At 58.5% G+C, this 22,229-nt stretch carries 28 protein-coding genes; 13 read left to right on the top strand and 15 right to left on the bottom strand.

Annotation, left to right across the window (positions count from 1 at the left end):
- Positions 1–26 precede the first annotated feature (26 nt).
- On the top strand, positions 27–1,190 hold the full coding sequence (locus OQ460_RS20190) for a 1-acyl-sn-glycerol-3-phosphate acyltransferase (protein WP_410019129.1): 1,164 nt from the start codon (positions 27–29) through the stop codon (positions 1,188–1,190).
- A 58-nt stretch (positions 1,191–1,248) separates the two neighbouring features.
- On the opposite strand, the gene OQ460_RS20195 is transcribed toward OQ460_RS20190, so the two are convergent.
- Positions 1,249–1,506, bottom strand: a complete 258-nt coding sequence (locus OQ460_RS20195) for a hypothetical protein (protein ID WP_410019130.1) — start codon at positions 1,504–1,506, stop codon at positions 1,249–1,251.
- Positions 1,507–1,688: 182 nt separating this feature from the next.
- Here OQ460_RS20195 and OQ460_RS20200 point away from each other — a divergent pair, with 182 nt between their 5' ends.
- Positions 1,689–1,895, top strand: a complete 207-nt coding sequence (locus OQ460_RS20200) for a hypothetical protein (protein ID WP_410019131.1) — start codon at positions 1,689–1,691, stop codon at positions 1,893–1,895.
- A gap of 114 nt (positions 1,896–2,009) precedes the next feature.
- On the opposite strand, the gene OQ460_RS20205 is transcribed toward OQ460_RS20200, so the two are convergent.
- Positions 2,010–2,594, bottom strand: coding sequence for a YajG family lipoprotein (locus OQ460_RS20205; RefSeq protein ID WP_410019132.1), 585 nt, complete (start codon positions 2,592–2,594; stop codon positions 2,010–2,012).
- Positions 2,595–2,788: 194 nt separating this feature from the next.
- Between OQ460_RS20205 and OQ460_RS20210 the strand changes: the two genes are divergently transcribed.
- The 3 genes from OQ460_RS20210 (at position 2,789) to mqo (ending at position 5,262) form a co-directional block, all read left to right on the top strand.
- Positions 2,789–3,022 (top strand): hypothetical protein, encoded by a 234-nt coding sequence (locus OQ460_RS20210; RefSeq protein ID WP_410022066.1) that lies wholly within the window; start codon positions 2,789–2,791, stop codon positions 3,020–3,022.
- A gap of 554 nt (positions 3,023–3,576) precedes the next feature.
- Positions 3,577–3,753, top strand: a complete 177-nt coding sequence (locus OQ460_RS20215) for a hypothetical protein (protein ID WP_410022104.1) — start codon at positions 3,577–3,579, stop codon at positions 3,751–3,753.
- Complete coding sequence (gene mqo, locus OQ460_RS20220) at positions 3,754–5,262, top strand: malate dehydrogenase (quinone) (RefSeq protein ID WP_410019133.1); 1,509 nt, start codon at positions 3,754–3,756, stop codon at positions 5,260–5,262.
- 85 nt (positions 5,263–5,347) lie between these two features.
- Here the strand turns inward: mqo and OQ460_RS20225 are convergent, their stop codons facing one another.
- From OQ460_RS20225 to OQ460_RS20235, 3 genes are all read right to left on the bottom strand, one after another.
- Positions 5,348–5,635 carry a PA4642 family protein gene (locus OQ460_RS20225; RefSeq protein WP_410019134.1) on the bottom strand — a complete coding sequence of 96 codons (288 nt, stop codon included), beginning with the start codon at positions 5,633–5,635 and terminating at the stop codon, positions 5,348–5,350.
- Positions 5,636–5,710: 75 nt separating this feature from the next.
- Positions 5,711–6,178, bottom strand: a complete 468-nt coding sequence (locus OQ460_RS20230; RefSeq protein WP_410019135.1) for a WbuC family cupin fold metalloprotein — start codon at positions 6,176–6,178, stop codon at positions 5,711–5,713.
- A gap of 3 nt (positions 6,179–6,181) precedes the next feature.
- Positions 6,182–6,739: a hypoxanthine-guanine phosphoribosyltransferase gene (locus OQ460_RS20235; RefSeq protein ID WP_025856323.1), complete on the bottom strand. Its 558-nt coding sequence runs from the start codon at positions 6,737–6,739 to the stop codon at positions 6,182–6,184.
- Between the two features lie 162 nt (positions 6,740–6,901).
- Here OQ460_RS20235 and upp point away from each other — a divergent pair, with 162 nt between their 5' ends.
- Both upp and OQ460_RS20245 read left to right on the top strand, forming a co-directional pair.
- Entirely contained in the window at positions 6,902–7,540 is a 639-nt protein-coding gene (gene upp, locus OQ460_RS20240; RefSeq protein WP_135287439.1) for a uracil phosphoribosyltransferase, read from the top strand.
- 2 nt (positions 7,541–7,542) lie between these two features.
- On the top strand, positions 7,543–8,817 hold the full coding sequence (locus OQ460_RS20245; RefSeq protein ID WP_410019136.1) for a uracil-xanthine permease family protein: 1,275 nt from the start codon (positions 7,543–7,545) through the stop codon (positions 8,815–8,817).
- Between the two features lie 130 nt (positions 8,818–8,947).
- On the opposite strand, the gene hisC is transcribed toward OQ460_RS20245, so the two are convergent.
- The 10 genes from hisC to OQ460_RS20295 all read right to left on the bottom strand — a co-directional run bounded on the left by hisC (position 8,948) and on the right by OQ460_RS20295 (position 16,934).
- Positions 8,948–10,000, bottom strand: a complete 1,053-nt coding sequence (gene hisC / locus OQ460_RS20250) for a histidinol-phosphate transaminase (protein ID WP_410019137.1) — start codon at positions 9,998–10,000, stop codon at positions 8,948–8,950.
- Positions 10,001–10,003: 3 nt separating this feature from the next.
- Positions 10,004–11,320: a histidinol dehydrogenase gene (gene hisD, locus OQ460_RS20255; protein WP_410019138.1), complete on the bottom strand. Its 1,317-nt coding sequence runs from the start codon at positions 11,318–11,320 to the stop codon at positions 10,004–10,006.
- Positions 11,321–11,446: 126 nt separating this feature from the next.
- The gene (gene hisG, locus OQ460_RS20260) at positions 11,447–12,082 is read right to left on the bottom strand and encodes an ATP phosphoribosyltransferase (RefSeq protein WP_003188599.1); all 636 of its coding nucleotides are present in this window, start codon (positions 12,080–12,082) and stop codon (positions 11,447–11,449) included.
- A gap of 168 nt (positions 12,083–12,250) precedes the next feature.
- Entirely contained in the window at positions 12,251–13,516 is a 1,266-nt protein-coding gene (murA, locus tag OQ460_RS20265; protein WP_410019139.1) for a UDP-N-acetylglucosamine 1-carboxyvinyltransferase, read from the bottom strand.
- Between the two features lie 23 nt (positions 13,517–13,539).
- Positions 13,540–13,779, bottom strand: coding sequence for a BolA family protein (locus OQ460_RS20270; protein ID WP_410019140.1), 240 nt, complete (start codon positions 13,777–13,779; stop codon positions 13,540–13,542).
- 114 nt (positions 13,780–13,893) lie between these two features.
- Complete coding sequence (locus tag OQ460_RS20275) at positions 13,894–14,199, bottom strand: STAS domain-containing protein (RefSeq protein ID WP_410019141.1); 306 nt, start codon at positions 14,197–14,199, stop codon at positions 13,894–13,896.
- Positions 14,196–14,849 carry an MlaC/ttg2D family ABC transporter substrate-binding protein gene (locus OQ460_RS20280; protein ID WP_410019142.1) on the bottom strand — a complete coding sequence of 218 codons (654 nt, stop codon included), beginning with the start codon at positions 14,847–14,849 and terminating at the stop codon, positions 14,196–14,198. The genes OQ460_RS20275 and OQ460_RS20280 overlap by 4 nt, the downstream gene beginning before the upstream one ends.
- A gap of 11 nt (positions 14,850–14,860) precedes the next feature.
- Positions 14,861–15,328 (bottom strand): outer membrane lipid asymmetry maintenance protein MlaD, encoded by a 468-nt coding sequence (mlaD, locus tag OQ460_RS20285; RefSeq protein WP_410019143.1) that lies wholly within the window; start codon positions 15,326–15,328, stop codon positions 14,861–14,863.
- Complete coding sequence (mlaE, locus tag OQ460_RS20290; RefSeq protein WP_410019144.1) at positions 15,328–16,125, bottom strand: lipid asymmetry maintenance ABC transporter permease subunit MlaE; 798 nt, start codon at positions 16,123–16,125, stop codon at positions 15,328–15,330. The genes mlaD and mlaE overlap by 1 nt, the downstream gene beginning before the upstream one ends.
- The gene (locus OQ460_RS20295) at positions 16,125–16,934 is read right to left on the bottom strand and encodes an ATP-binding cassette domain-containing protein (RefSeq protein ID WP_410019145.1); all 810 of its coding nucleotides are present in this window, start codon (positions 16,932–16,934) and stop codon (positions 16,125–16,127) included. Before OQ460_RS20295 ends, mlaE begins: the two co-directional genes overlap by 1 nt.
- 286 nt (positions 16,935–17,220) lie before the next feature.
- On the opposite strand from OQ460_RS20295, the gene OQ460_RS20300 reads away from it, so the two are divergent.
- From OQ460_RS20300 to OQ460_RS20325, 6 genes are all read left to right on the top strand, one after another.
- The gene (locus OQ460_RS20300) at positions 17,221–18,195 is read left to right on the top strand and encodes a KpsF/GutQ family sugar-phosphate isomerase (RefSeq protein ID WP_410019146.1); all 975 of its coding nucleotides are present in this window, start codon (positions 17,221–17,223) and stop codon (positions 18,193–18,195) included.
- Positions 18,196–18,720, top strand: a complete 525-nt coding sequence (locus OQ460_RS20305) for a KdsC family phosphatase (RefSeq protein ID WP_410019147.1) — start codon at positions 18,196–18,198, stop codon at positions 18,718–18,720.
- Positions 18,721–18,728: 8 nt separating this feature from the next.
- Positions 18,729–19,301 carry an LPS export ABC transporter periplasmic protein LptC gene (lptC, locus tag OQ460_RS20310; RefSeq protein ID WP_410019148.1) on the top strand — a complete coding sequence of 191 codons (573 nt, stop codon included), beginning with the start codon at positions 18,729–18,731 and terminating at the stop codon, positions 19,299–19,301.
- Positions 19,288–19,821: a lipopolysaccharide transport periplasmic protein LptA gene (lptA, locus tag OQ460_RS20315; RefSeq protein WP_410019149.1), complete on the top strand. Its 534-nt coding sequence runs from the start codon at positions 19,288–19,290 to the stop codon at positions 19,819–19,821. Before lptC ends, lptA begins: the two co-directional genes overlap by 14 nt.
- Complete coding sequence (lptB, locus tag OQ460_RS20320) at positions 19,821–20,546, top strand: LPS export ABC transporter ATP-binding protein (protein WP_410019150.1); 726 nt, start codon at positions 19,821–19,823, stop codon at positions 20,544–20,546. Before lptA ends, lptB begins: the two co-directional genes overlap by 1 nt.
- A 185-nt stretch (positions 20,547–20,731) precedes the next feature.
- Complete coding sequence (locus OQ460_RS20325; protein ID WP_410019151.1) at positions 20,732–22,225, top strand: RNA polymerase factor sigma-54; 1,494 nt, start codon at positions 20,732–20,734, stop codon at positions 22,223–22,225.
- Positions 22,226–22,229 lie beyond the last annotated feature (4 nt).

The following is a 22,229-nucleotide window of genomic DNA, read 5'->3' on the forward strand; positions in this document are numbered from 1 at the left end:
TTAGCCGTTTCTAACAAGAGAGCATGATGGGCGAATTCGATACCATCCGACCTTACAACGACAGCGAAGTCCCGGCAGTGCTGGCCAGGCTGTTCAGTGACAAGGCCTTTCTGGACATCCTGACCCACTTTCGCTTCCCGCGTTTTGCCGGCACCTTCGGCTGGCTGCTCAAGCCGCTGATCGCGCAAAAGCTGCGCCGTGAGTTCGCCGGTGTAACCACCGTTGCTACCTTGCAGGACAAAGTCGAGTTTTACGTCGATCACACGATTGACCGGGCGACCGACGGCGTTACCTACACCGGCGTCGAACAACTCAAGTCCGGCATGGCCTACCTGTTTCTGGCCAACCATCGCGACATCGTGATGGACCCCGCCTTTGTCAATTACGCGGTGTACCACGCGGGCTTGCCGACCCCCCGCATCGCCATCGGCGATAACCTGCTGCAAAAGCCGTTTGTCAGCGACCTGATGCGCCTGAACAAGAGTTTTATCGTACACCGCTCCATTACCGGTCGGCGCGAGAAGATGGCGGCGTACCAATTGTTGTCGGCGTACATCAACCATTCGATTCGCAACGACTGCCAGTCGATCTGGATCGCCCAGGCCGAAGGCCGTGCCAAGGACGGGGACGACCGCACCGAATCTGCGATCCTCAAGATGTTCCACATGAGTCGCAAGGACGAACCGTTCGCCGATGTCATCCAGTCGCTGAACCTGACGCCGGTGTCCATCAGCTACGAGTACGACCCGTGCGATTCGGCCAAGGCCCGCGAGCTGTATATCCGCGCAACCACCGGCACCTACAACAAGGCGCCAGGTGAAGATGACGTGAGCATCGCCCTGGGGATCACTGGTTACAAAGGCCGGGTCCACGTCAACTTTGCCTTGCCGATCACCGAGCGCTTCGACGATACCAAGCAACTGGCGATCGAGATGGATCGTCAGATCCTCGGCGGCTACCGCCTGTTTCCGGTGCATTACCTGGCGTATGCCCAGTGGAGCGACGCCGACCCGCAATTGCAGGTGCCAACGGCTGCCGAGATATTTGCCGCCGATGAGCTGGCCAAGGCGAAAATCGAGTGGGAGCAGCGTTTGAGTGCCTGCCCGGCGGAACATCGGCCCTATCTGGTGCTGCAATATGCGACACCGGTACGCAATCAGTATCGGGTCAAGGCCGGGATTGCCCTGTAAACACTTATCAAAATGTGGGAGAGGGCTTGCTCGCTCCCACATTTGCTTGATGGTGTTTTTACACGCAGGTACTAAGCCAGGAAGCCGCCAGCGCCAGCGTCAGGCAGGCAAACCCGATGCGGTAACCCAGGCGATGGCTACGCTCGATGCGCGCATCCAGGAACAACATCGGTTGGTCGATCGCTCGCTCTTCGCTCAATGCGGCAAGGTGGGCTGATGCCCGTTGCGCCCGCAGGCGGGTAATGAACAGCAACCCGGCGCCAGGGCAGGCGATCAACAGTGCAGCGGTATTGACCAGTAATGCCGACAGCGACATCGCAAACCTCGGTATAACAGTGGCCGGGGCCTCGTTCAAATGCACACCTGAACGAAGTGCACGCTCCTGCGCATCAAAGCTCCTTCCCCATTGACGGCCAATGTAGCGAGTAATTTACACCGTCACCTGAACGTCACCTTAACAAGCCACTCTGTTGCCCTTCGAACGTCCGGGAGCTTGTCATGTTGCACGCGCAAAACCAGGATCGGCTGTACCTGATCACCCCAAGCGACGAGCAGGAGACGCTGATTGGCAGCCTTGCATTCAATGTTCAAGACCGGCGCTGGCTGGTGTATTGCGCGCTTGGCGGGCACGAGCATGCCGACCTGCCAGAGCTGGACCTGCTGACCGGGGTGAGTGTGCTGGATTTTTACGTCGAGGCGGCTTGAAGCCCGTAGATAGCGGCGCAGGTTTCGGAGCCGAGTATGCATAGCAGCTGACGCTAGACAGCTGCTACGAAAAGCTCATGACCACTACTTGAATGCAGTCATGGCCGAGCTGGATTATTGCGAACCGAGCAATTGACCGATGCTTGGATCCTTGAACAGGCGAGTCAGGGCGTCGCTCAACACGTCACTGACCAGCTTGGTGTTGGTTTCCTGGTTTGGCGACATGCCAAAGCGCTGATTCAGGGATGCCGCGTAGCGGCCACTGTAGCGGCGGGTACCGGCATTGACGTCGGAGCGGAACGTCGCGCCGATGGAAGCTTCGGTCACATACAAGCCGTCCTTGGGCGACTGGTACTTCAATTCGGCCAGCGTGACCGTCAACTGGGGAGCACCAGGGGAGTTGGACGGAGTGAAGCCCAGCAGGCGCACCGCGGCTTCAGCCTGGGCTTGCAGCTTAGGCAGCAGGTCCTGGCCGGTCACCGAAATGATGGCGGTCTCCGGGTATAGGCCACCGCGGGAACCCAGGGCTGGCGACGGGCGCCCATCGACCACGCGGACCGACACCGGTTGACCGTGACCCACCGGGGTCAGTTGCGCAGTGACCTTCGGTTGCGGGCTGAGTTGTTGCGGGCTGTTGGCGCAGCCAACCAGGGTCAAACAGGTCACAGTGATCAAACCGAACAACAGACGTTGCAACATGCGCTTCTCTCCAGAAATCAGGTACCGACAGGCCCGCAGTATAGCGGTGGGCCATTGCCGGGAACTAGCATCAGTTACAACCTCGGACCCGAGTCGCCGGAGGCGGTTCAGTGTCACCGATATGTCACAGCCATTACACCGTGGTGTCATCCGCAGAAGGCAACCTTGCCTCAACTATCAGGAGGCCAACCATGATGAGTTTTCTCTGGAACCTGTTTACGCCAAAGCCGGTCCACCGCCACTTTGCGCTACTTGATCAACAAGGCCGCTGCCAGGCTTTCAAGCAGTGCAGCCTGCCGCCTGTGGGGGAAGGATGGGTCGAAGTCGAGGAAATCCGCCTGAGCTGGATGCACCATCCCTTGCCTGCCCGTGCCCGCTTGAGTCACCCCGCACCACGGTCGCTGCCGCGCCAGCCGTTGGCTGCCTGACCGAACGGCTAATAAAAGTCATAAAACACGACCATTTCCCCAGCGTTCTTCGCTACAATCTCCCCCCGATTATAAGGACGTCTCCTGATCGGGCCTCGCAGCATCGCTAATGCCCTGGCATTAGCTCCCCCGCACCGCCCACAGAGAGCCGCCCACACAGATCGAGTGAAGCTGGCGAGCTTGCTGTTTTTCTGCAAAACCACCGTCTTTACCGAATCTGCCAGAGCTGCCATTGCGCTCGGCCACTTGAGTTGTTTGCCCGTCTAGCCGTCCATCGGCTGTAGTTTCGGGCCAGGTGCCAGGCTGGGGCAGCCCTTTTTTGAGGTTCACGTCTTCAAAAGAGCGTGAAAAAACGGGTTTTCACAACTTCACAAGAGTGTGGCGAGCAAATGAATAGTTTGGCGTTTGTACAAGCACCACCAGCCTCTGGCACTGCACCACCACACAGGACCGAGTACTCCCCAGATACTTGGGTTTGAAGCCTGTCCGCTACGGATTTGGTTGCACGATCGGACGTACTTGACCATAAGTCGAATTGCCACAGGTGCCTTTAAATGCGTTCATACGCAGATCAGGCCCGGTCGGCAGCGTCCGCTGAAGTTGCAAAAAATTGCGAAGAATCGGACATGGCGATCCTGGCCATGGGTAACCTGGGGCATCACGTGAACCGCCCCGTCACTCCTGGCAGCCATGCCGTCAATATGGTGCTGCAGATTTTGGAGACGCGTTAAATGGCGCATAACGAAGCAGTCGACGTAGTACTGGTAGGTGCAGGCATCATGAGTGCCACCCTGGCCGTACTGCTCAAGGAGCTCGACCCCGGTCTCAAGCTGGAAGTCGTTGAGCTGATGGATTCGGGTGCCGCGGAGAGTTCCAACCCGTGGAACAACGCCGGTACCGGCCACGCCGGACTGTGTGAGCTCAACTACACGCCGCAGGCAGGCGATGGCTCCATCGACATCAAGAAGGCCGTGCACATCAACACCCAGTTCGAGGTGTCGAAGCAGTTCTGGGCCTACCTGACCAAGAAAGGCACGTTCGGCTCATCCAAATCCTTTATCAGCCCGGTGCCGCACCTGAGCTTCGTGCAGGGCGAGAAAGGCGTATCGTTCCTCAAGAAACGCTTTGAAACCCTCAGCCAGCACCACGCGTTCTCGGACATGCACTACACCGAGGATCGCGCGGAAATGGCCGAGTGGATGCCACTGATGATGCCGGGGCGTCCCGCCGATGAAAAAATCGCCGCCACCCGTGTAATGAACGGTACCGACGTCAATTTTGGCGCCCTGACCAATCAGTTGCTCAGCCACTTGACCAGTTCGGCCGACGCCCAGGTCAAATACAGCAAGCGCGTCACCGGCCTCAAGCGCAACGGCACCGGCTGGACCGTGAGTATCAAGGACGTCAACAGCGGCAACAGTCGTGACGTGGACGCCAAGTTTGTATTCCTCGGCGCCGGTGGCGCAGCCCTGCCGCTGTTGCAGGCCTCGGGCATCGAAGAAAGCAAAGGTTTTGGCGGCTTTCCGGTCAGCGGCCAATGGCTGCGCTGCGATAACCCGGAAGTAGTCAAGCAGCACCAGGCCAAGGTCTACAGCCAGGCGGCGGTGGGCTCGCCACCGATGTCGGTGCCGCACCTGGATACCCGTGTGGTCGAAGGCAAGAAGTCCCTGCTGTTCGGGCCATATGCCGGTTTCACCACCAAGTTCCTCAAGCACGGCTCGTTCCTCGACCTGCCGATGTCGGTGCGTGCCGGCAACATTGGCCCGATGCTGGCCGTGGCCCGGGATAACATGGACCTGACCAAATACCTGGTCAGCGAAGTGATGCAATCCATGGAGCAACGCCTGGAATCCCTGCGCCGCTTCTATCCCGAAGCCAAGGCCGAAGACTGGCGTCTGGAGGTGGCCGGCCAACGGGTGCAGATCATCAAGAAAGACCCGAAGAAAGGTGGCGTGCTGCAGTTCGGTACCGAACTGGTAGCCGCGAAGGACGGCTCGTTGGCGGCGCTGCTGGGCGCCTCTCCTGGCGCTTCGGTCACCGTGTCGATCATGCTGGACCTGATTGAACGTTGCTTCCCGGCCAAGACGAATGGCGAATGGGCCGCCAAGCTGCAGGAAATTTTCCCGGCCCGGGAAAAAGTCCTGGAGACCGATGCCGAGCTGTACCGCAAGATCAGTACACAGAACAACATCAGCCTGGAACTTGTTGAACAAAGCAGCGAAACCGAAAGCTACGCTTGAGGCTTGCCCCTCACTCCTACGGTCGAGCAACAAAAAACGCCCCGCTCTCTGGCTGAGAACGGGGCGCTTTTTTTGTCCGGGGAAATCAGCCGCGCGCTTGCTCGATCAATTCGATGTATTCAGCTGCGTTGCGCTGGTCCTTGATCACATCGACGAAAGTCTGGCCATGCTCATCCTTGCCATCCAGATCCAGGCCGGCCTCCTTGAAAAAGCCCAGGAAACGCTCGAAATCGTCGATACGCAAACCGCGATAGGCCTTGATCAGCTTGTGCAGGGACGGCGAAGTGGCGTCGACCGGCTCGAAATCCAGGAACAGCTTGATCTGCTCGTCACCGATTTCATCACCAATCACCTGTTTCTTATCTTTGCGCATTTACGACTCCAGCCTGCAGACATTTACACGGGACTGGAAGTCTACCTGTGAGCCAGAAGTGAGGAAACAGGTTGCTCAATCGAACTGGGCAAGCATCCAGCGTTGATACTCGGCCACTGCGTCATCGCCTTCGCGGGGCGCCCAACTGGCCAGTTCACCCTCGCCCACCGGCCGATAGGGTCCCGCCTTGCATTCGAACATCACGGTATCGGGTTCCAGTACCACAAGCCCGTGAAATACGCCGGGCGGCAAATCGACGCCCTGGCAATCGCCGCCCGCCTGCATCACTCGCTTGGCGAGCACATCCCCACTCTCGCTGAAGATCAGCAAACCCAGGCGCCCCTTGAGCACCAGCAAGGTTTCAGCCTTGTCGGCACTCAAGTGCCGGTGGGGCGGCACGTACGTGTTGGGCCGCATGCCCACCGCCAGGCGATGACAAGGCTCTTGCATCTGGTGGAAGTTGTGATGATGCCGTCCACGGGGGCTGGTGGCCGCTTTCTCGGCCAATTCGGCAAATAGCGTTTGATCGAGAAAAGTGGCCATTGGTTACATTCCTTTAACAGCAAAAATCCCGTTAGCGTTGCGCCAGTAGCCCTTGTAGTCCATGCCATAACCAAAAATATAACGGTCAATGCATGGCAGGCCGACGTAATCGGCCTTCAGGTCCGGGCGAGCCTTACGGTCGTGGTCTTTGTCGATCAACACGGCGGTATGTACCTTGCGGGCGCCCGCGTGTTTACAGAAATCGATGATCGCACCCAGCGTATGACCTTCATCAAGGATATCGTCGATGATCAAAACATCCCGGTCAATGAACGAGACTTCCGGCTTGGCCTTCCAAAACAGGTCGCCGCCACTGGTTTCGTTACGATAGCGGGTGGCATGCAAATAAGACGCTTCCAGGGGGAACTGCAGGTGAGTCAGCAGTTTTCCGGCAAAAATCAGGCCGCCATTCATTACACAGAACACTACAGGATTGGTGTCGGCCATTTCGCGTGTAATGTGCGCACCGACCTTGGCGATCGCTTCTTCGACCTGCGCTTCGGTGTACAGGCAGTCAGCCTCGCGCATGATTTGACGGATATGCTCGAGATCAGCGGACATGGCGCTCTCCAGGGGTACTGTGGCAAGAAAAGCGGGCGAAGGTACGCTTCTGGGACGCAACGTTCAAGCCTTTATGGACTAACGTACTTGATGTCTATAGGACAACACCCCGAGATAGATTAATCTAGGCCGGTTTTTTTGCCCGCCGCCGGAGCCTTTCCCATGCCCACTCGCGAGATCCGCCACCCGCTGATCCGACACAAGCTCGGCCTTATGCGCCGCGCCGACATTAGCACGAAGAACTTCCGTGAGCTTGCTCAGGAAGTCGGAGCGTTGCTGACATACGAAGCCACTAAAGACTTGCCCCTGGAAAACTACGAGATCCCCGGTTGGGCCGGTCCCGTCCAGGTCGAGAAAATCGCCGGCAAGAAAATCACTGTAGTGCCGATCCTGCGCGCCGGTATCGGCATGCTCGAAGGTGTGCTGAGCCTGATCCCTGGCGCCAAGGTCAGCGCCGTGGGTGTCGCTCGCAACGAAGAAACACTTCAGGCCCACACGTACCTGGAAAAACTGGTTCCGGAAATCGACGAACGCCTGGCGATGATCATCGACCCGATGCTCGCCACCGGAAGTTCCATGGTCGCGACCATCGACCTGTTGAAGAAAGCCGGCTGCAAGGATATCCGCGCCATGGTGCTGGTCGCCGCCCCCGAAGGCATCGCAGCCGTCGAGAAAGCTCACCCGGACGTTCAGATCTACACCGCGTCCATTGATGAGCGCCTGAACGAGCATGGCTACATCATCCCTGGCCTGGGCGATGCCGGCGACAAGATCTTCGGTACCAAGCAGAAGGACGCGTAAGCATGCAGGATGAATTCAACGACCCGCTTTGGCGCCAGATCCTGTCTGGCGCACAAATGCTCTTCGTGGCATTTGGCGCGCTGGTGTTGATGCCGCTGATCACAGGCCTTGATCCAAACGTCGCACTGTTTACCGCTGGCCTGGGCACGCTGTTGTTCCAGATCGTGACGGGCCGGCAAGTGCCGGTATTCCTGGCTTCGAGCTTTGCCTTTATCACGCCGATCATTCTCGCCAAGGGCCAGTTCGGCCTCGCAGCGACCATGGGGGGCGTGATGGCGGCAGGTTTCGTCTATACCTTCCTGGGCCTGGCAGTGAAGGTCAAGGGCACCGGTTTCATTGATCGACTGCTTCCACCCGTAGTGATCGGACCGGTGATCATCTCCATCGGCCTGGCCATGGCGCCGATTGCGGCGAACATGGCGATGGGCAAATCCGGGGATGGCGCAGAGCTGATTCATTACCAGACGGCGATGATGATCTCGATGCCGGCGCTGCTGACCACGCTGATCGTGGCCGTGTTCGGCAAAGGCATCTTTCGCCTGGTACCAATCATTGCCGGAGTGCTGGTGGGTTTTGCCATGGCGTTCTACTTCGGCGTGGTGGACACGGCAAAAATTGCGGCTGCGCCGTGGTTCGCCCTGCCCCACTTCACTGCGCCGGAATTCAACTGGCAAGCGATCCTGTTTATCGTACCGGTAGCCCTGGCACCGGCCATCGAGCATATCGGTGGCGTGATTGCCGTTGGCAGCGTGACCGGTCGTGACTACCTGAAAAAGCCCGGCCTGCATCGCACACTGCTGGGTGACGGGATCGCCACGACCGCCGCCGGCATGTTCGGCGGCCCACCCAACACCACCTATGCAGAAGTGACTGGCGCGGTGATGCTGACCAAGAGCTACAACCCGAAAATCATGACCTGGGCAGCTGTATTTGCCATCGGCCTGGCGTTTATCGGCAAGTTCGGCGCACTGTTGCAAAGCATCCCGGTGCCGGTGATGGGCGGGATTCTGTGCCTGCTATTCGGCTCGATTGCCGCCGTGGGGATGAATACGTTGATTCGCCACAAGATCGACCTGGGCGAGGCACGCAACCTGGTGATTGTCTCGGTGACCCTGGTATTCGGGATCGGCGGTGTGCTGATTGGCACCGGCACGGGTCCGGATGACTTTGGCCTGAAGGGGATTGCCCTGTGTGCGGTGGTGGCGATTGGCTTGAACCTGCTGCTGCCAGGCAATGATGGCTGGAAGCACAAGAAGCCGGATGAGCCGTTGCTCTAACTAACGCCGCAGCACCAAATGTGGGAGCGGGCTTGCTCGCGATAGCGGTGTGTCAGTCACCGAATACATCGACTGATTCACTGCTGTCGCGAGCAAGTCCGCTCCCACATTTTTTTGGTCTTCAGTGTGGCTAGAGATCGCTTAAGCCATCGATCAGCGCCTGGTTCTGCTCAGGCGTGCCGATGCTGATCCGCAGAAACTGGGCAATCCTCTCCTGCTTGAAGTGCCGCACAATCACCCCTTGCTCCCGCAACCTGGCTGCCAACACGGCCGCGTCGTGTCGTGGGTGGCGAGCAAAGATGAAGTTGGCCGCCGACGGCAAGACATCAAAGCCCTTGCCTTCCAACTGCGCAACCACCTTGTTGCGGCTGTCGATCACCCATTGGCAAGTCTTCTGAAAATACTCACGGTCTTCAAACGCCGCCGCTGCGCCAACAATCGCCAGGCGATCCAGCGGGTAGGAGTTGAAGCTGTTCTTGACCCGCTCCAACGCCTCGATCAAATCGGGATGTCCCACGGCCAACCCGACGCGCAAACCGGCCAGGGAACGCGATTTGGAGAGCGTCTGGGTCACCAGCAAGTTCGGGTAACGGTCCACCAGGCTGATGGCGGTTTCGCCACCAAAATCGATATAGGCTTCATCGACCACCACCACTGAGTCAGGACTGGCCTTGAGCATTTGCTCCACCGCATCCAGCGCCAGCACGCAGCCAGTGGGTGCGTTCGGGTTGGGGAAGATAATCCCGCCGTTGGGCCTGGCATAGTCCGCCACGCGGATCTGGAACTGTTGATCCAGCGCCACCGCATCGAACTTGATGCCATAGAGCCCGCAGTACACCGGATAGAAGCTGTAACTGATGTCCGGGAATAGCAACGGCAGATCGTGCTGGAACAATCCATGGAAGATATGTGCCAGGACTTCGTCGGAACCGTTACCGAGGAACACCTTGTCGGCATTAATCCCGTAATACTTGGCCACGGCCTGCTTGAGCAGGTCGCTGTTGGGGTCCGGGTACAGGCGCAAGTTGTCGTTCAACTCAGCCCGCATCGCGTCCAAGACCTTCGGCGATGGGCCGTAGGGGTTTTCATTGGTGTTGAGCTTGACCAGCTTGGTCAACTTCGGTTGCTCGCCGGGCACGTAAGGCACGAGATCCTTGACGAAAGGGCTCCAGAATTTGCTCATTTTTCAGTCTCCCTTGACGATGCGATATTCGGCACTGCGTGCGTGGGCGCTCAGGGACTCACCCCGAGCCAGTACTGAAGCGGTCTTGCCCAGTTCGGAAGCACCTTGTGGCGAGCAGAAGATGATCGACGAACGCTTCTGGAAGTCATACACCCCCAGCGGCGACGAGAAGCGCGCGGTGCCGGAGGTCGGCAGCACGTGGTTCGGGCCGGCGCAGTAGTCGCCCAGGGCCTCGCTGGTGTGGCGCCCCATGAAGATCGCACCGGCATGGCGAATCGATGGCAGCCAGGCCTGTGGGTCCGCTACGGACAGCTCCAGGTGCTCCGGGGCGATTCGGTTGGCCACTTCGATAGCCTGCTCCATGTCATGCACCAGAATCAGCGCGCCACGGCCATTGATCGACTTTTCGATGATTTCGGCACGCTCCATGGTCGGCAACAGCTTGGCGATGCTGGCCGCCACCTTGTCGAGGAACTCGGCGTCAGGGCTGACCAGAATCGCCTGGGCGTCTTCATCGTGTTCGGCCTGGGAGAACAGGTCCATGGCGATCCAGTCCGGATCGGTCTGGCCGTCGCACACCACGAGGATTTCCGACGGGCCGGCGATCATGTCGATGCCGACCTGGCCAAACACATGGCGCTTGGCGGTGGCGACATAGATATTGCCAGGGCCCACCACCTTGTCGACCTTCGGCACGCTTTCGGTGCCGTAGGCCAATGCTGCCACCGCCTGGGCGCCGCCGATGGTAAAGACGCGGTCAACCCCGGCAATGCAGGCAGCTGCCAGCACCAACTCGTTGATTTCACCCCGTGGGGTCGGCACGACCATGACCACTTCGGTCACGCCTGCGACTTTCGCAGGGATAGCGTTCATCAGCACCGAAGACGGATAGGAGGCCTTGCCACCCGGCACGTACAGGCCCGCGCGGTCCAGTGGCGTGACTTTCTGCCCTAGCACTGTGCCATCAGCCTCGGTGTAGCTCCAGGAGTCCTGTTTCTGTTTCTCGTGATAACTGCGCACTCGGGCTGCCGCTACTTCAAGTGCATCACGCTGGGGCACGGTAATGCGGGTCAGGGCCAACTCCAGGCGCTCACGCGGCAGGATCAGATCCGCCATGGAGGCAACGTCCAGGCCATCGAACTGGCGGGTGAAATCCACCAACGCTGCATCACCGCGCTCGCGCACGGCCTTGATGATGTCGAGTACACGCTGGTTGACCGAGTCGTCGGACACGCTTTCCCAGCTCAGCAGATGATCCAGATGATGGGCAAAATCCGGGTCGGCGGCGTTGAGTCGGGCAATTGCAGTGGACGTGGTCATAGCGAGGGCCTCAATAGAATTGGCAAAGACTCAGGCGCCCTAAACTACCGTTCGCTCCGCTTGGGCACCTGAGAATTCTGGCTATGAGGCGGATAGACGGGCGCAACCTAAGGCCGCGCGAATGAGTCAACCGCGGTGTCGAGACTCCACTGCCTTGCGCAGGGTGTCGATCAACGCCTGGATTCGGGCGTGCTGCATCTTCATCGAAGCTTTGTTGACGATCAGGCGGGAGCTGATGTCAGCAATGAAATCCTGGGGCTCCAGGCCATTGGCACGCAGGGTATTGCCGGTGTCGACGACGTCGATGATCTTGTCTGCCAGACCGATCAGCGGCGCCAGCTCCATCGAGCCGTAGAGCTTGATGATGTCGACCTGACGGCCCTGCTCTGCGTAGTAACGCTTTGCCACATTGACAAATTTGGTTGCCACTCGCAGACGCCCCTTGGGCTCGACATCACCAACGCGTCCGGCGGTCATCAGCTTGCACAGGGCAATGCGCAGATCCAGAGGCTCATACAGGCCCTGGCCACCGTACTCCATCAGCACATCTTTACCGGCGACGCCCAGATCGGCGGCGCCATGCTCCACGTAGGTCGGCACGTCTGTGGCACGCACGATCAACAGGCGCACATCGTCCTGAGTCGTGGGAATGATCAGCTTGCGGCTTTTGTCCGGATTCTCGGTCGGCACGATGCCCGCTTCAGCCAGAAGCGGCAAAGTGTCGTCAAGGATGCGGCCCTTGGACAGTGCGATGGTCAACATGGAAAATGTCAGTCCTTCATCAGGCTATTGCTGTCTGGTCGCAATCGGCGCCAGACACAGATCGAGGCCATTACAGCCTCGATTTGAAACAAATTCATCCGGGATGGCAACCGCCAATGCGCGTGCTCATCCCGGTCAGGCAGGTTTCTGTGCCTGTCGCAGCAAAGACTAGCCCGGTACGCGGCGGATTTTCGCGCCGAGCATCTGCAGCTTCTCTTCGATGCATTCGTAGCCACGGTCTATGTGGTAGATGCGATCGATCAGGGTATCGCCATCGGCAACCAGGGCCGAAATCACCAGGCTGGCCGAAGCACGCAAGTCGGTCGCCATGACTGGCGCGCCCTTGAGCTTCTCGGTGCCGGTGACGATAGCCGTGTTGCCCTCGACCTGGATCTTGGCGCCCATGCGATGCAGTTCATACACATGCATGAAGCGGTTTTCGAAGATAGTCTCGATGACTGCGCCGGTGCCTTCGGCAATCGCGTTCAGGGAGATGAACTGCGCCTGCATGTCGGTCGGGAAGGCTGGGTACGGAGCCGTACGCACGTTCACAGCCTTTGGCCGCTTGCCATGCATGTTCAGCTCGATCCAGTCTTCACCCGTGGTGATTTCTGCACCGGCTTCCTTGAGTTTTTCCAGGACGGCTTCAAGGATGGTCGGATCGGTGTCCTTGACCTTGACGCGACCACCGGTCACGGCGGCGGCAACCAGATAGGTACCGGTTTCGATACGGTCCGGCATGACTTTATAGGTAGCGGAGTGCAGACGCTTCACACCGTCGATGGTGATGGTGTCGGTACCGGCGCCACTGATTTTGGCACCCATGGCGATCAGGAAGTTGGCCAGGTCGACCACCTCGGGCTCGCGCGCAGAGTTTTGCAGGACGCTACGGCCGTTGGCCAGGGCAGCGGCCATCATGATGTTCTCGGTACCGGTCACACTGACGGTATCAAAGAAGAAGTTGGCGCCACGCAGGCCGCCTTCCGGCGCCTTAGCCTTGATGTAGCCGCCCTCGACGTCGATGGTTGCGCCCATGGCTTCAAGGCCACGAATGTGCAGGTCCACCGGACGCGAACCAATGGCGCAACCGCCAGGCAGTGCTACTTCAGCCTCACCGAAACGGGCGACCATCGGGCCCAGCACCAGGATCGAGGCACGCATGGTTTTCACCAGTTCGTACGGTGCGATCAGGGTCTTGATGGTGCGTGGATCGATTTCGACCGCCAGTTTCTCGTCGATCACCGGCTCAATGCCCATGCGACCGAACAACTCGATCATGGTGGTGATGTCGTGCAGGTGCGGCAGGTTGGCCACGGTAACGGGGCCATCGCACAGCAGGGTCGCGGCGAGGATCGGCAGGGCCGAGTTCTTAGCCCCGGAAATGCGGATTTCGCCGTCAAGGCGGGCACCGCCGGTAATAATCAATTTATCCATAAGAATCTCGACGCCTTGGGGGCTCAGGTGCGCTCGGCCCAGGCCGCGCGGCTGAAAAATTTCATAGTGACCGCATGGATGCTTCCATCGGTAATCCACGGGTTCAAATGGGCATAGATCTGTTGTTGACGCTTGACCGGGCTCAATGCCGCCAGTTCATCACTAATCACATTCAGCTGGAAGTTGCAGCCTTCGCCTTCAACTTCTACCTTCGTTCCAGGCAGCTTTCCTTCAAGGAAGCTCTTAACTTCTAGGGCCTGCATGCTCAACCTCTATCGGCGCCCAGTGCGCACGGGTCGCACATCATACAAAAAAGCCCCGCGCCTGCGAACCCCGCATAGCAGGACTCTGACGGGGGGCTTCTTCAATAATGTGTATTAGGGATGTGCCAACAACTCGGTCAAACCGCTCACCTGGGCAATTTCACGCATGTCATCGGGCAATGCACGAATACTCACAGGTTTATTGACGGCTGCTGCGTCTCGCATGAAACACAGCAGCAACGACAGGCCAACGCTGCTGGACTTTGCCACCGCCGAGCAATCCAGCACCAGCGCGGACGCGGTGCTGGCATTGATCAGTGCCTGGCCCTGCTTGCGCAGCGCAGGCCCGGTGCGGTAGTCCAGCACGCCACTCAAGAGCAGCTCGCCGGCCTCGCCTTGACGAACAGCCGTCTCAGTCATGGGGTCGGCTTCTCTGCTGCGCCGTCGGTGACTTCCTTGGCCTTGGCCACTTCACCAGCCCAACCGTCGATGGTCTTGTCCAGGTCGTTGCCATTGCGCTGCATTGCGTCGGAGAACTGGTCACGGAACAGCTTGCCGATGTTGATGCCGTTGATGATCACGTTGCGCACCTTCCATTCACCGTTGATTTTCTCAAGGGTATAGGAAACCGGATAGACAGAGCCGTTGTTGCCCTTGACCTGCATATCGACGCTGGTGCGGTTGCCGGACTCATCCTTGGCCGGAGAAACGGTGATGCCCTGGTTGTTGTATTCCAGCAAGGCATTGCCGTAGAACTGCATCAGGCTGCGCTTGAAGTTTTCCTGGAAGCGCAGCATTTGCGCAGGCGAAGCCTTGCGCGAGTACTTGACGGTCATGATGCTGCGGGAAATACCGTCAGCGTCTACCACAGGGCCCACGATCCCGTTAAGAGCGTTGTAGAACTCGCTCGGGTTGTGCTTGTAGTTTTCCTTGTTGGCGGCAAGATCTGCCAGCAATTCTTTGGTGGTCCGATCAATAATGTCGTGTGCCGAAGGCGCCGCCACGGCGCTAGCCATCAATGGCAAGGCTGCTAGCAGCACCAACAAGCTACGTCGCAAGGTAGAGATCATCAACAAGCTCCTCATTTGGCGTCTTTGCTAACCGTATTAAGCAGGAATTTACCGATCAGGTCTTCCAGCACCAGCGACGACTGTGTGTCATGAATGGTCGCGCCATCCTTGAGCAAGGCTTCTTCCCCGCCCACGCTGACACCGATGTACTTTTCGCCCAGCAGGCCCGACGTAAGAATGGATGCAGTGGAGTCAGTCGGCAGGTTATCCACCTTCTTGTCCAGTTGCAGAGTCACTCGGCCGGTGAAGCTGTCGCGGTCCAGATCGATTGCCGTGACCTTGCCGATGGTCACACCGGCCATGGTCACTTTTGATCTGACCGTCAAACCGGCGATATTGTCGAAGTAGGCGTAAAGTTTATAAGTATCGGTAGTCGGGCTGGCCGACAGGCCACTTACTCGCAGGGCGAGCAACAGTAAAGCCAGGATGCCAGCCAGCAAGAAAAGGCCGACACCGATTTCCACAGTGCGGTTTTGCATCAGAAATCTCCAAACATCAAGGCGGTCAAAATGAAGTCAAGGCCCAGTACCGCCAGCGAGGCGTACACAACGGTCTTGGTGGTGGCACGACTGATCCCTTCTGAAGTGGGTTCACAGTCGTAGCCTTGGAATACGGCGATCCAAGTCACTACAAAAGCGAAGACGATGCTCTTGATGATCCCATTGAGCACGTCACCGCTAAAGGTCACGCTGTTCTGCATGTTGGCCCAGTAGGAGCCGTCGTAGACGCCCAGCCAGTCCACCGCAACCCACGAACCACCCCAGATTCCGACAACGCTGAAGATCATCGCCAGCAACGGCAGGGATATGAAGCCGGCCCACAGGCGTGGTGCAACGATGTATTTGAGCGGGTCCACGCCGATCATTTCCAGGCTGGATAACTGCTCGGTGGCCTTCATGTTGCCAATTTCGGCCGTCAACGCAGAACCGGCACGACCGGCAAACAGCAACGCTGTCACCACCGGCCCCAACTCGCGCAGCAGGGTCAGGGCCACCATCTGCCCGACCGCCTGCTCGGAACCGTAGCTGGAGAGGATATTGAACCCCTGCAACGCCAGCACCATGCCGATGAACACCCCGGAGACCACGATGATCACCAGGGACATCACGCCCACCGAGTGCAACTGCTTGAGCAGCAGGCCAAAACCACCGCCGATACCGCCACGGCCAAGCAAGGCATGGAACAGGAAAATCGTTGAACGCCCAAGTACTTCGACAATGTCGATACCGGAACGACCGAAAAGACGAATCTTCTCGATTAAAGAAGTTTTACGCATCAGCGCTTCCCCAGAAGGTCTGAGCGGTAGTCCGCTGCCGGAAAGTGAAAAGGCACCGGGCCATCGGGATCGCCCGTCATGAACTGACGAATACGCGGATTATCGGCGTTCATCAGCTCTTCAGGCGTACCTTGCCCCAGCACCTGGCCATCACCGACGACATAAAGATAGTCAGCGATGCTCGCCGTTTCGGCCAGGTCGTGGGAAACCACGATACTGGTGATGCCCAGCGCGTCATTGAGCAAGCGGATCAGGCGCACCAGTACGCCCATGGCGATGGGATCCTGGCCGACGAACGGTTCGTCGTACATAAGGATCTGCGGATCAAGGGCAATGGCACGCGCCAATGCAACACGACGCTTCATGCCGCCGGAAAGCTCGTCAGGCATCAGGTCGATGGCTCCGCGCAGCCCGACGGCCTGCAGTTTCAGCAACACGATGTCACGAATCATTTCATCGGACAGTTGGGTGTGCACCCGCAGCGGGAATGCCACGTTTTCAAAGACGTCGAGGTCGGTGAACAGAGCGCCGCTCTGGAACAGCACGCCCATCTGCTTGCGCGCATCGAACAGATCGCTACGCGACAGTTGCGGCAGATTCTGGCCATTGACCCACACTTCACCGGCAGTTGGGCGCAACTGCATGCCCATCAGGCGCAGTAGCGTCGTCTTGCCACTACCGGAAGGCCCCATGATGCCGGTGACCTTGCCGCGGGGAATGCGAATATCGACATTATTGAAGATGCTGCGCGCACCGCGCTTGAAGGAAAGACCCTTCAGCTCGACCGCGTAGGCGTTATCGGCACTCATCTAAACTCCTTGGGATGCAGCTTCTCACTCAGGACCATGTTTGTGACAACTGGTTTCCACAGTTAGACACATGGGCTGCGCGGACCGAACTGGCGGCGAACTATATCACTGCTCGGCTAAAGCGCCCAAGGCCGGAACAGAGCTTGCTCAGAAACAGGACAGGTGAGAAAGCCTATTTGCGACGCATCCCGCAGCCCGTGCGAACGAAGCCTGACGAACTTGCGTGAGGGTTTTGATCATTACCGCTATAATCGCCGACTTTTCGTCAGGCTATACGATTTCAAACATGAGCCAATCCAGCGATCTTATCCAATCCGCACAGCGCACCATCCGCCTCGAGCTTGAAGCCGTAGAAGGCTTGCTGGTCCGAATCGACGCAGATTTCGTCCGCGCCTGCGAGATGATTCTGGCCAGCAAAGGCCGCGTGGTCGTGGTCGGCATGGGCAAATCAGGGCACATTGGCAACAAGATTGCGGCCACTTTGGCAAGCACCGGTACCACTGCGTTTTTTGTTCACCCAGCCGAAGCCAGCCATGGTGACATGGGCATGATCACCCGCGACGACATTATCCTGGCCCTGTCCAACTCCGGCACCACCAATGAAATCGTCACCTTGCTGCCGCTGATCAAGCGCCTGGGCATCAAGCTGATCAGCCTGACCGGCAACCCGGACTCGACGCTGGCCAAGGCCGCCGAAGTCAACCTGAATGTAAATGTGGCTCATGAAGCCTGCCCGCTGAACCTGGCGCCGACCTCCTCCACCACTGCTGCCCTGGTCATGGGTGACGCCCTGGCCGTGGCCCTGCTGGATGCGCGTGGGTTCACCGCCGAAGATTTCGCCTTTTCCCATCCGGGCGGTGCCCTGGGCCGTCGCCTGCTGCTGAAAGTGGAAAACGTCATGCACTCCGGCACCGAATTGCCCAGCGTGCCGCGCGGCACCCTGCTCAAGGATGCGCTGATGGAAATGACCCGCAAGGGCCTGGGCATGACGGCAATCCTGGAATCTGATGGTCGCCTGGCCGGGATTTTCACCGACGGCGATCTGCGCCGCACCCTGGACCGCCCTATCGATATCCACACAGCGACCATCGACGATGTGATGACCCCCCACGGCAAGACCGCCCGCGCCGAAATGCTCGCGGCCGAAGCCCTGAAGATCATGGAAGACCACAGGATCGGTGCCCTGGTAGTGGTCGACAACGATGATCGAGCGATCGGCGCCCTCAACCTTGGCGATCTGCTTCGCGCAGGAGTGATGTAAATGAGCACCGATCTGTTGCAACGAGGCAAGGCCATCAAACTGGCAATTTTCGATGTTGACGGCGTACTGACCGACGGACGCCTGTACTTTCTCGAAGATGGCAGCGAGTTCAAGACATTCAATACCCTCGACGGTCAGGGCATCAAGATGCTGATGGCCTCTGGCGTGCAAACGGCAATCATCAGCGGCAGAAAAACGCCGGTTGTGGAACGCCGCGCACAAAATCTGGGGATTCCTTACCTCTATCAGGGCCGCGAGGATAAACTGGTGGTTCTGGATGAGCTTCTTGGCAAACTGAACCTAAGCTATGAGCAAGTCGCTTATCTGGGTGATGACTTGCCTGACCTGCCGGTGATCCGCCGTGTCGGCCTGGGCATGGCCGTAGCCAATGCCGCAGTATTTGTGCGCGAACACGCCCATGGCATTACCCAGGCCCGCGGCGGCGAAGGCGCCGCCCGCGAGTTCTGCGAGCTGATCCTGCGCGCACAGGGCAGCCTTGAAGCGGCCCACGCCGCCTACCTATAGAGCTATCTATGCTGAGTAAAAAGATTCGCAACTTTTTGATATTCGGGACCATCGCCGCTCTGTTCCTGGCAGTGGGCTACTGGAATATCAGCCCGGAGCGCTTCCTCGACCAGCCTGTTGCGCGGGTCGACGGGGGCGCCATCGACTATTACGCCACCAACGCCTACAGCGTGCAGTTCCTGCCCGATGGCAAGGTGCAATACGAGATGACTTCGGACAAGGTCGAACACCTGAAGGCCACGGAGGTCACATTGCTGACCAACCCAGACCTGAATCTGTATCGCGGCACTGAATATCCTTGGCACGTCACCAGCAAGCGCGGCGAAGTCAATCCGGACGGCACCGAAGTGGAATTGATCGACTCCGTACGCATTGCCCGCACCGATGCCGAGAATCGCCAGACCGTGATCACCAGCAGTCGCATGACCGTATTCCCCCAGAAGCAATATGCGCAGACCGAGCAAAACGTTAGAATCGACGGAGCTGGCGGTGTATCGACTGGCAAGGGAATGAAAGCGTATTTGAAAGAAAGCAGGATACACCTGCTATCGAACGTAAGAGGACAGTATGAGGCTCGTTAAAACCCTCCCTATTTTGCTCGGCCTGGGCGCAGCACTGGGAAGCGTGAGCGCCTGGGCCCTGCCGAACGATAGCCAGCAACCGATCCACATCTCGGCTGACGATGCGCAACTGGATGACAAGCAAGGCATCGCGACCTACACCGGTGGCGTGATCATCACCCAGGGCTCGATGAAGATCACCGGTAACAAGGTGACGCTTACCCGCACTGCCAATGGCGATATCGACGTCGTGACCTCGGTGGGCAACCTGGCTTATTTCGAGCAGAAGCAATCGGCAACCGACGCCGGCCCGATGAAAGGCTATGGCAAGACAATCCAGTACCATGCCCAGCAAAACCGCATTGTACTGATTGACCAAGCCAAGGTCCTGAGCACCGACGGTAACTCCACGGAGGGTGAAAAAATCACCTATGACACCGTGAAACAGGTCGCCAACGCTGGTCGCGCCAATGGCAGCAACGTCACTACGCCACGTCCACGCATCGACATGGTTATCCAGCCGAAGAAGAAGGCCCAGTAATGGCAACCCTGAAAGCCCAGCATCTGGCCAAGGCCTATAAAAGCCGTCAGGTCGTGCGCGACGTCAGCCTGTCGATCGACAGCGGCCAGATCGTCGGCCTGCTTGGCCCCAACGGTGCAGGCAAGACTACCTGCTTCTACATGATTGTTGGCCTGGTCCAGGCGGATCAGGGGCGTGTATTGATCGACGACCTGGATGTCAGCCACCAGCCCATGCACGGTCGCGCCCGCGCCGGTATCGGCTATCTCCCTCAGGAGGCGTCGATCTTCCGCAAACTGTCAGTCTCAGACAACATCATGGCAATCCTTGAAACTCGCAAGGAACTGGATCGCGACGGCCGCCGCAAAGAGCTGGAAAGCCTGCTGCAGGAATTCCACATCAACCATATTCGCGACAACCTCGGCATGAGCTTGTCCGGCGGCGAACGTCGCCGCGTGGAGATCGCCCGCGCCTTGGCCACTGCACCGAAATTCATCTTGCTGGATGAACCTTTTGCCGGTGTGGACCCAATCTCGGTGGGCGATATCAAGCAGATCATCCATCACCTCAAGGCCAAGGGCATTGGAGTATTGATCACTGACCACAACGTGCGCGAAACCCTGGATATCTGCGAAACCGCTTATATCGTGAACGATGGCCAACTGATTGCCGAAGGTGACGCCGCCACTATCCTGGCCAACGAACTGGTCAAGGAAGTTTACCTGGGCCATGAGTTCCGCCTGTAAACACCATGGTGTCATGGCTCAGCGCCAGAGAGCGCGCAAGTCAATAAAAACCTCATAGTTTTTATTGTTACCGCGCTCTAGGCAAAGCCACCGATATCAGGCATATAATTTGCTTATGTTTGGCGCTCACGCGCCCTGTCGTGGATGGCGCACTGCGCCGGCGAATAAGGTGTTAAGCCCCTGCCATGAAACCATCGCTAGTCCTGAGAATGGGCCAGCAGCTGACGATGACACCGCAGCTGCAACAAGCCATCCGCCTGCTCCAATTGTCGACCCTGGACCTGCAACAGGAAATCCAGGAGGCCCTGGAGTCCAATCCGATGCTCGAACGCCAGGAAGAAGGCGACGACTTCGATAACGCCGACCCCCTGGCCGACAACATCGAGCAAAAACCCAACACCGACGTGCAGGAACCCTCCTATCAGGAAACCGCCCCGACGGTGGATAACCTCGAAGAAGGCGAATGGAACGAGCGTATTCCCAATGAACTCCCGGTGGACACAGCCTGGGAAGATGTCTACCAGACCAGCGCCAGCAGCCTGCCCAGCAACGACGATGATGAGTGGGACTTCACCACCCGCACCTCTGTCGGCGAGAGCCTGCAGAGTCATTTGCTGTGGCAACTGAACCTGGCACCGATGTCAGACACCGATCGCCTGATCGCCGTAACCCTGATCGACTGCATCAATAACCAGGGCTACCTGGACGAAACCCTTGTAGAGATTCTTGAGGCTTTCGACCCGGAACTTGACATCGAACTGGACGAAATCGAAGCCGTCCTGCACCGCATCCAACAATTTGAACCGGCCGGCATCGGCGCCCGCAACCTCAGCGAATGCCTGTTGTTGCAGTTGCGTCAGTTGCCTGCCAAGACGCCGTGGCTGACAGAAGCGCAGCGATTGGTCACCGACTATATCGACTTGCTGGGCGGCCGCGATTACAGCCAATTGATGCGCCGCATGAAGCTCAAGGAAGACGACCTGCGCCAGATCATCGAACTGGTACAAAGCCTCAACCCTCGCCCTGGCTCGCAGATCGAGTCGAGCGAGGCGGAGTATGTCGTTCCGGATGTAATCGTGCGCAAGGACAACGAACGCTGGCTGGTAGAGCTCAACCAGGAGTCAGTGCCACGCCTGCGAGTCAACCCACAATACGCCGGCTTCGTCCGCAGGGCAGACACCAGCGCCGATAACACGTTCATGCGCAATCAGTTGCAAGAGGCCCGCTGGTTCATCAAGAGCCTGCAAAGTCGCAACGAGACCTTGATGAAAGTGGCCACACAGATCGTCGAGCACCAGCGTGGCTTCCTGGAATACGGCGATGAGGCGATGAAGCCGCTGGTCCTGCACGACATTGCCGAAGCGGTAGGCATGCACGAGTCGACTATTTCCCGAGTGACCACACAGAAATTCATGCATACCCCACGGGGTATCTATGAGCTGAAGTACTTTTTTTCCAGCCACGTCAGCACCTCCGAAGGCGGCGAATGCTCGTCCACAGCGATCCGCGCGATCATCAAAAAACTGGTTGCCGCGGAAAATCAGAAAAAGCCGTTGAGTGACAGCAAGATCGCTGGTTTACTGGAGGCACAAGGCATTCAGGTCGCCCGTAGAACCGTCGCCAAATACCGCGAGTCCCTTGGAATCGCGCCGTCCAGCGAGCGTAAACGGTTGATGTGACGGG

This window comes from Pseudomonas imrae (assembly GCF_046352735.2).
Classification (GTDB): Bacteria; Pseudomonadota; Gammaproteobacteria; order Pseudomonadales; family Pseudomonadaceae; genus Aquipseudomonas; species Aquipseudomonas imrae.